Annotated in this window: 10 protein-coding genes and 1 pseudogene; 4 read left to right on the top strand and 7 right to left on the bottom strand. The window is 39.1% G+C overall.

Annotated elements, in window-relative coordinates:
* The coding region (locus AAC037_RS15495; RefSeq protein ID WP_339903830.1) for a hypothetical protein at positions 1–194 on the top strand (194 nt) is incomplete at its 5' end.
* 181 nt (positions 195–375) lie between these two features.
* On the opposite strand, the gene AAC037_RS15490 is transcribed toward AAC037_RS15495, so the two are convergent.
* Entirely contained in the window at positions 376–888 is a 513-nt protein-coding gene (locus tag AAC037_RS15490) for a DUF2480 family protein (RefSeq protein WP_339903829.1), read from the bottom strand.
* A complete protein-coding gene (tsaB, locus tag AAC037_RS15485) occupies positions 885–1574 on the bottom strand; it encodes a tRNA (adenosine(37)-N6)-threonylcarbamoyltransferase complex dimerization subunit type 1 TsaB (protein WP_339903828.1) in 690 nt (229 codons plus the stop codon). The genes AAC037_RS15490 and tsaB overlap by 4 nt, the downstream gene beginning before the upstream one ends.
* Before the next feature lie 6 nt (positions 1575–1580).
* Between tsaB and AAC037_RS15480 the strand changes: the two genes are divergently transcribed.
* Positions 1581–1769, top strand: a complete 189-nt coding sequence (locus tag AAC037_RS15480) for a hypothetical protein (protein ID WP_339903827.1) — start codon at positions 1581–1583, stop codon at positions 1767–1769.
* 35 nt (positions 1770–1804) lie between these two features.
* Here AAC037_RS15480 and AAC037_RS15475 read toward each other — a convergent pair whose 3' ends face one another.
* Genes AAC037_RS15475 through rpmH form a run of 3 tightly spaced genes read right to left on the bottom strand, consistent with a single transcriptional unit; the run spans position 1805 to position 4040 of the window.
* Complete coding sequence (locus AAC037_RS15475; protein WP_339903826.1) at positions 1805–3466, bottom strand: S41 family peptidase; 1662 nt, start codon at positions 3464–3466, stop codon at positions 1805–1807.
* Positions 3463–3837, bottom strand: coding sequence for a ribonuclease P protein component (gene rnpA / locus AAC037_RS15470; protein WP_339903825.1), 375 nt, complete (start codon positions 3835–3837; stop codon positions 3463–3465). Before rnpA ends, AAC037_RS15475 begins: the two co-directional genes overlap by 4 nt.
* Positions 3838–3881: 44 nt before the next feature.
* On the bottom strand, positions 3882–4040 hold the full coding sequence (rpmH, locus tag AAC037_RS15465; RefSeq protein ID WP_014019965.1) for a 50S ribosomal protein L34: 159 nt from the start codon (positions 4038–4040) through the stop codon (positions 3882–3884).
* A 117-nt stretch (positions 4041–4157) separates the two neighbouring features.
* Between rpmH and AAC037_RS15460 the strand changes: the two genes are divergently transcribed.
* Together AAC037_RS15460 and AAC037_RS15455 are read left to right on the top strand one after the other, a co-directional pair.
* Complete coding sequence (locus AAC037_RS15460) at positions 4158–5360, top strand: M61 family peptidase (protein ID WP_339903824.1); 1203 nt, start codon at positions 4158–4160, stop codon at positions 5358–5360.
* Positions 5323–5790, top strand: coding sequence for a hypothetical protein (locus tag AAC037_RS15455; protein ID WP_339903823.1), 468 nt, complete (start codon positions 5323–5325; stop codon positions 5788–5790). The genes AAC037_RS15460 and AAC037_RS15455 overlap by 38 nt, the downstream gene beginning before the upstream one ends.
* A 67-nt stretch (positions 5791–5857) precedes the next feature.
* On the opposite strand, the gene AAC037_RS15450 is transcribed toward AAC037_RS15455, so the two are convergent.
* Together AAC037_RS15450 and AAC037_RS15445 are read right to left on the bottom strand one after the other, a co-directional pair.
* On the bottom strand, positions 5858–6574 hold the full coding sequence (locus tag AAC037_RS15450) for a peptidase, M16 family protein (protein ID WP_339903822.1): 717 nt from the start codon (positions 6572–6574) through the stop codon (positions 5858–5860).
* 17 nt (positions 6575–6591) lie between these two features.
* Positions 6592–7311 (bottom strand): annotated as a pseudogene (locus tag AAC037_RS15445) (insulinase family protein); the annotation flags it as partial.

Below are 7311 nucleotides of genomic sequence, written 5' to 3'. Positions count from 1 at the left end.
TCCGAATTAAATCGAACCGTCAGGTTTTTAATTTTAACTATCTTACACTACTTCAAAGAACTTTTCTTGGACAACTTTTTTGCCCATTTGCTGTGTCTCATTCTCGCTTTTTGAAAGCTTGTTTTCGAAACAGGTTTGCAAATGTAAAACAAAATTTTGATGTTTTAAAACATTTGAGAGAAAATTTTAAATAAAATTTTATTCTCTTTTTTCAATTTTCAACAAAAGTTTGTTCGCTTTTTTACCTTTTCCCGCGAGCGTCTCTCATTTGGGAATGCAAACATAGGGCTCTTTTATGAATATGCCAAACACTTATCTAAAATTATTGATGAATATCTTTTAACCTACTCAAAAACAGCCAGATATTTCTTCAATTTATTTTGCCCTTGGTCTTTTGTAAACCGGGACAGTACTGCAAGGCTCCCCAAACATTACACTTTTTGCCACATGCATTACCTTCTTGACAATCTCCCCATAGGCATAGTCAGGAATTGACAACTTCCCACAGCCTTTAATAACTACAGGCCTGTCTTCAAAATCCTTCACATCAAGCTTGTCGATGACATTGTATAAAAGATGCTTTTCTAAGTCTTCAATGCTACCTATTATCACCTCCTTCGCCACAGCCTGCAAATTTACCATGGCCAACATATACGCCCATTTTGGAATGATGGCATCAGTAGAACATGTAATCGCCACCAATTTGTCTTTATATAAAGACCAATCAAGATTTTTAAAGCTTTGGCGAAACTCTTTCTCTTTAACTACCAAACCTTGGTATAAAAATGGCTCCAAATCAAAAACTATTCGATCTCCAGCTAAATAATAGGTTTCCAAATCTATTGTGACAATAGGGCTATTGGCAACTCTGTTAATTATTTCACTCATGACAATAATGGGTTCTTCTTTGATTTTAAAACCATAAAGTCCTTCAAGTAGTTCGGCTCAAAGTAAGCAATATCCACAAAATCCTTGTTCATAAATTTTCGGTAAGCCAATTTCCCCAAGCCTGAAGCAGAGTTAACCATATCAACGTACCTACCATTGGCATGATTCAGGAAGGCTTCGGTCTTTTTATTGGCATTGCCCAGAAAATAGACCAATCCGGAATCCAAGAATTCATCAAAAACCCCCTTCTCTAAAATTACAGGTTTCAAAGGAACCAAGGTTCCCCCTTTTTCATCTAGCACCTTGGCATACACTTCCATTCGCCGCGCATCAATCATGGGCACAATAAAGGAACCCCTTTCAACTTGACCAACCAACCGAGCCGCAAGACCATCCAAACTATCCACGCCAATTAAAGGTAAATCATGGGCAAAGGCCAAGCCCTTTGCCGTCGAAACGCCTATACGCAGTCCGGTATAAGAACCGGGACCCTGTGCCACTGCTATGGCATCCAAACTCCCAGGGCTGTAATCAGCTTCTGCCAACAAACTTTTAATCAGTGGTACCAACTTGCTCCCATGCACATTGTCTTGATGCAATTCTGAGAGGGCAAGAAGCTCACCATCTTCATGAACTGCAACAGAACAAACAGCAATGGAGGTCTCTATAGAAAGGATTTTACTCATATATATATGTCGTATAAAAACTACATCATTATCACCAAAGTGGAAACCCTCAGCATGCTCCCATTGACGCTATGGAAAAACAAAAGGCTACATCTCGAAAATGCAGCCGATATTTGGCAAAGTAAGCTTAAGCGCCCACCATTTCAAATTCACTATCTATTGTATGGATTCCTTCAACAAGGCATTAACGCTTAACTCAATGATAGGGCTAAAGCTATTCTCGGCTGGCTTTACTTTGAAGGGCTCAGGTATGCTTCATATTGTTTAGCATCGGTAAAAACCTCTAAAGCACTTTCAATTTCCGGATCTTGGTCCAAAGAGGCTTCTATAACCCCCTTTTGATAATAATACCTGGAAACAATTTCATCTTTTAGGGCTTCTTTGATCTCATCTTTAAAGGTTATCAAATCCTGCTCTTTGCTATGGCTTACACTCTTTTTAAGCTTTTCAAGTTCTTCTTTGATGTCATCAAAATACTTTTCCTTTTCAGCGTATTTCTCCAGGTCCTCTATGGTTTTTTCAACCCTAGTAATGTAATCATATTCTTTATCCTGTAACCAATCTACAAAGGAAGCATACAATTCATCACTGACTTCAAATGATCTGGGAGTTGCTATGGAATCATTTTCCAAAGCAAACTCACTCACAAAACTAAAAACCAAACTTCGGGTAACTAGGCTATAGGTAATTGGAGCAAAACTTCTGGAGTCTAAAGCTACGTCTGGCTCTATCCCTGCCCCGTCAAATACAATCCGTCCGTTTTTGGTTTGAAATTCTTGCCGTAATGAATCAGGAACATAACTTCCATTTCCGTCTTCATCTTTTATACTGTAATCTATGGCCTGAATGCACCTGCCACTCGGTATATAGTATTTGGCTGTGGTCAATTTAACTTGAGAGTTGTAAGCCAAGGGAATCGTACTTTGAACCAATCCTTTGCCGAAGGAAGTCCTTCCCACCAATACAGCCCGGTCATAGTCTTGTAAAGCACCTGCTACAATTTCCGAGGCAGAAGCACTACGCTCATTGATCATCACTACAAGCGGAATCTCCTTATCTATAGGTGAAGACTTGGTTTTATATTCGGACAATACTTTATCCAATTTTCCGATGGTTTTAACTACCTCTTTATTTTTAGGAATAAATATATTAACCACATTTACCGCTTCCATTAATATCCCTCCGGGGTTGTCCCTTACATCTAGGATTAATTTTTTTGCCCCCTGGGCTTTCAAATCTTGCAGGGCCAAAGCCACATCTTGGGCAGCATTGGTAGTGAAATCACTTAACTTAATATAGCCGGTCTCTCCCTCCACCATGCCATAATATGGTACATTACTTATGACGATCTTCTTTCTGGTGAGCTTTACAGACAAGGTATCCACCCCTCTTTTGACTACTACGTTCACTTCCGTGTTGGCTGGGCCCTTAAGCAATTTAGAAATCTCACTGGTGTTCTTATTGATCACATTGACGGTATCTACTTGCAGTAGTTCATCGGCAACTTTCAAGCCTGAAACCTGTGCAGGAAAACCCTTATAAGGCATCATGATCATATTCTTGCCTAGGCGATTTCCTATCAGTGCACCAACTCCTCCATATTCACCGGTGGTTAAAACCCTAAAATCATCCGACTCCTCCTCTGGAATATACTCAGTGTAGGGATCAAGTTCGGCCAGCATGGCGTTGATCCCAATGGTCACCAATTCAGTTGGGTCGATTTCATCCACATAATAAGTATCAAGCTCCCTTACCAATGAAGCAAAAATATCCAGGTTCTTGGCCAGTTCAAAAAGCTTATCATTTTTGGGATAAAAAGAAAGCATCAAACCAGCTATTCCTACAACAGCAAGGCTAGTGAAAAGCCTTTTACGGGAAAAATAATTTTTCATTCTTGAGATGGTTTTGCTACAGGTAATTTTTTTAGGATCTTAATGACCTTTGGTTGTATGTCATGAAAGCCCATCAAATCCTTTGAAACGTAAATTAAGGCGATAAGTTTTTTTGACTCCTGTGTGGCAGGTAGAAGATGCTTGTTGAGACGGTAAGCTTCTTTAACTCTTCTTTTAATATAGTTTCTGTCTGTAGCATTTTTCAGCTTTCTTTTGGAAACAGATACCAATAATTGATTGTCAGTTACCCGCGAATCATCAAGATACAATACCTTGAAGGGATATAAAAAAAAAGAGGAACCTTTATCAAAAAGTTCCTTTATTAACTTTTTGGAATGTAATCTTTCTGCTTTTGAAAATTTACAATCCATAAAATAATGCTGAATAAATTATTCCATACAAATGCAATCGGGCATTATTTCTTAAGTGTCTTCTCAGAAGATACTGATAACTTATGTCTACCTTTAGCTCTTCTGGCTTTAAGTACTCTCCTGCCATTGGAAGTGGACATTCTCTCTCTGAAACCGTGCTTGTTTCTTCTTTTCCTACGGGAAGGTTGAAATGTTCTTTTCATTATTGCTATATTTTAATCGCTTAATTCTCGTTTTTTAAAGGATTGCAAAGATAGAGAGGTTTTTTTTATTTACAAACCAGTGGCTTACTTTTGTTTAAGACCTTTTCAATACTATTCATGAAATATACCATAAGTACCCCCATACCCGCTTCACAAATTCTGGAAATTAAGCTGGAATTTATTTGCCAAAAAGAAGAAAAAATCCAGCTCCAATTGCCTGCATGGCGCCCCGGAAGATACGAAATAGCCAATTACGCCCAGTTTATCAGAAAATTGGAAGTGTCTGGGCCCGATGGAAAAATAGTGGCTGAAAAAGAAACAAAAGATGCTTGGGCATTTTTTGCCGCAGAAAATGGAAACTATAAAATTTCTTATTCTTTTCATGCAGCACAACTGGATGCTGGCGGCTCTTGGCTTGATCCTGAGCAAGTTTATATCAATTTTATCAACCTTTGTTTTTCCATTTCCGGTAGAGCAGATGAAAAAATAAAAGTGAAACTTGAGCTTCCGCAAAGTTATAAAGTTGCCTGCGCCTTGCCTTTGGAAGATGATAACACCTTATTGGCTAGCAATTATCAGGAACTGGTAGATAGCCCCTTTTTGGCTGCAGAAACCTTGCACCACAAAATCTATCAAGTGAAATCAAGCAATTTCCATGTTTGGGTGCATGGGGAAATTTATTTTGATTGGGACCCGGTTTTAGAGGAATTCAGCCATTTTACCGAAAAACAAATCGAAGACATGGGCGATTTTCCTGCAAAGGATTATCATTTTATCATTCACATGCTCCCTTTTCCCCATTATCATGGAGTGGAACACCAATTTTCCACAGTGATCACCCTTGGCCCTGACAGGTTATTTGCCAAAAAACAAGGCTTGGACAGATTGATGGGGATTTCTTCCCATGAACTTTATCATTTTTGGAACGTGTGCAGAATTCGACCAAAATCAATACTGCCTTATGATTTCTCAAGGGAAGCCTACCTGAAGGAGGGGCTTATCGCTGAAGGAGTAACAACCTTTATGGGGGATTTTTATTTGTTAAAATCAGGTTATTATACAGAGGAAAGGTATTTTGAAGTCTTAGAGAAATTGATGGAAAGAAGCTTTGAAAGCTTCGGCTGGCAGAATCAATCCATCGTAGACTCGAGCTGGGATCTTTGGCTGGATGGCTACAAAGCCGGCATTCCAGACAAAAAAGTCAGCATTTATACCCATGGGGCTCTCCTTGTATTGGCAATGGATATCATGCTTATGCAAAATGGTAAGCGAATGCACCAAGATGTGGGAGTACTATGGCAAAACAGGCATTGGTTATGAATTAAAGGATTTCGAACAGGCAGTGCTTGATTTCGCAGGTGATCGAGAAGAAATGAAAAGATTTTTCGAACAGTATGTTCGGGATACAGGCAATTTGTTTGATTTGCTGCAAAACCTGCTACCCCGCATAGGTTTAAGTGTACAAAAAGGAGCTTCCAAAGCACCTTTGCAAAGTGACTTTGGGATAGTAACCGACCCAAATGGTCAACTGCTAAAAATCCATCCCAAATCACCGGCCTTCAAAAAGCTAATGATCAAAGATAAAATATTGTCCTATGAACCAACTGAGGAAGGACTGGAGCTAAAGGTGAAAAGATGGGGGAAAAACCTCAATATCAATTTATCTGCCGATGGCGAAATATTCTATGGAAGCTATAAAGTGAATAGCATAGGAAATTCATCGGCCTTCAGCCAGTTTATCAACCAATAAAAAGAGGGAAAAATCAAGAAGCTAATTCACAAATTAAAGTAAAGGGAAGGGGATTTAGCCCTTCTCTTTACTCAAACAAAGAATTGTCAAGCGTCTCATTTACCTGAATAGAAACTACATGTGTTTCCATAGGTACAGGAAGCATAGGATTAGAGATGGTTACTTTCATAGGAAACATTATCCCTTCCACCTCTTTGTAGTCATCAAAAATTATATCTCCTGCTACTTCAGCGACCATCTTTAATTTTAGCCCGCTGGAAATACTGAAGTATTCCTTGCTTTCAAGCCCTGCAGAATTGGTCACCATTAAAGTGTAAGCCTCTTCCCCATTGATAGTAGCATTTTCGCCTCTGGTTACAGAAAATCCCATGTCCTCATAGTGCAATTCCGGAAAAGCATAGATATTTGTTTTAAGGGTTGCCAACTCATCCTCTGATAGGGTTTTGACTTGCCCCATCATGCTCATATAGCCCTCATCATCCTTCACAACAGTTTTTTGCATTACATTCCCATCTACTACCATCTGCTGCATTAGGCGCAAGCCTTCCATGTCTCTATTGGTGTCAATTTCAATTTTCATTCCTTGTATTTCTGCTTCCATCACCAATATTATGGTCTTAACAGCAGAAATTTTCTTAGCCCCTCCAATGGCATCAATATAATCATTAATGATTTCTTGAGGGGTTTTCTCCGGCACTGGCTCTGTTCTAAAAGTAGTGTGTGCATAGATACTTTGCGACACAGTCAAAAGAACAAATAACAAAATAAAAATAGGCTTTCTCATTGATGGCATGTATATAATTAATTAAAATCTTCTTCAGTAACGGTCACATTCAATTCAACTTTATCTACTTGAGTTTCTAGGGGAACAGGTATCATAGGGCTATTAATGGATATTTTAACAGGAACCAATACACCATCAAATTCTTGGTATTCAAGGTAAGTCATGTCTCCTGAAAGTTGATTTTCACTTTTCAACTTCAAACCGGAATCTATGCTATAATAATTGATTACCTGCCCTCCGGTAGGATTTGAAACTATCACCTTATAGGCAGACTCTCCATCCATGTCCACAGCACCATCCAAGCTTAGGGTATAACCCATGTTCTCGTAATACAATTCAGGAATAAACCACAAAGAAGCCATTTTGACATCCTCATATTGCTCATCGGTTAATGTTTGAGAATTACCCATTGAGGTGACAGTAGCTTTGCCATCTTTTACCAATGTTTTGGAAGCAACATTCCCCATTACTATAACCTGTTGCGCCAAGCGTTGGTTTTCCATATCATGGATGGCCATCATTTCCAATTTTGTCCCTTGAACCTCAGCAGTCATTTCAAGCTTTGCCGTTTTGATCGCTTCAACCGCCGCTTCACCGCCCACTGCTTCTAAATAGCCTGCAATAACATCGGAGGCAGTTTTGCTGTCATCAGACAATTGAATTTCTTGAACTTCATCCCCCTTATAATTGTACATGGAGATTTCTCCAAATTGAGCCAATCCTTCTTTTATAGCTGC

This window comes from uncultured Cyclobacterium sp. (assembly GCF_963976465.1).
Classification (GTDB): Bacteria; Bacteroidota; Bacteroidia; order Cytophagales; family Cyclobacteriaceae; genus Cyclobacterium.
This window is presented reverse-complemented; position numbering and strand designations above follow the sequence as displayed.

Excerpts from the sequence above, each read along its gene's own strand:
- AAC037_RS15490 (WP_339903829.1), bottom strand. The coding sequence starts at position 888 with ATGAGTGAAATAATTAACAGAGTTGCCAATAGCCCTATTGTCACAATA.
- tsaB (WP_339903828.1), bottom strand. The coding sequence starts at position 1,574 with ATGAGTAAAATCCTTTCTATAGAGACCTCCATTGCTGTTTGTTCTGTT.
- AAC037_RS15480 (WP_339903827.1), top strand. The coding sequence starts at position 1,581 with ATGTCGTATAAAAACTACATCATTATCACCAAAGTGGAAACCCTCAGC.
- AAC037_RS15475 (WP_339903826.1), bottom strand. The coding sequence starts at position 3,466 with ATGAAAAATTATTTTTCCCGTAAAAGGCTTTTCACTAGCCTTGCTGTT.
- rnpA (WP_339903825.1), bottom strand. The coding sequence starts at position 3,837 with ATGGATTGTAAATTTTCAAAAGCAGAAAGATTACATTCCAAAAAGTTA.
- rpmH (WP_014019965.1), bottom strand. The coding sequence starts at position 4,040 with ATGAAAAGAACATTTCAACCTTCCCGTAGGAAAAGAAGAAACAAGCAC.
- AAC037_RS15460 (WP_339903824.1), top strand. The coding sequence starts at position 4,158 with ATGAAATATACCATAAGTACCCCCATACCCGCTTCACAAATTCTGGAA.
- AAC037_RS15455 (WP_339903823.1), top strand. The coding sequence starts at position 5,323 with ATGTGGGAGTACTATGGCAAAACAGGCATTGGTTATGAATTAAAGGAT.
- AAC037_RS15450 (WP_339903822.1), bottom strand. The coding sequence starts at position 6,574 with ATGAGAAAGCCTATTTTTATTTTGTTATTTGTTCTTTTGACTGTGTCG.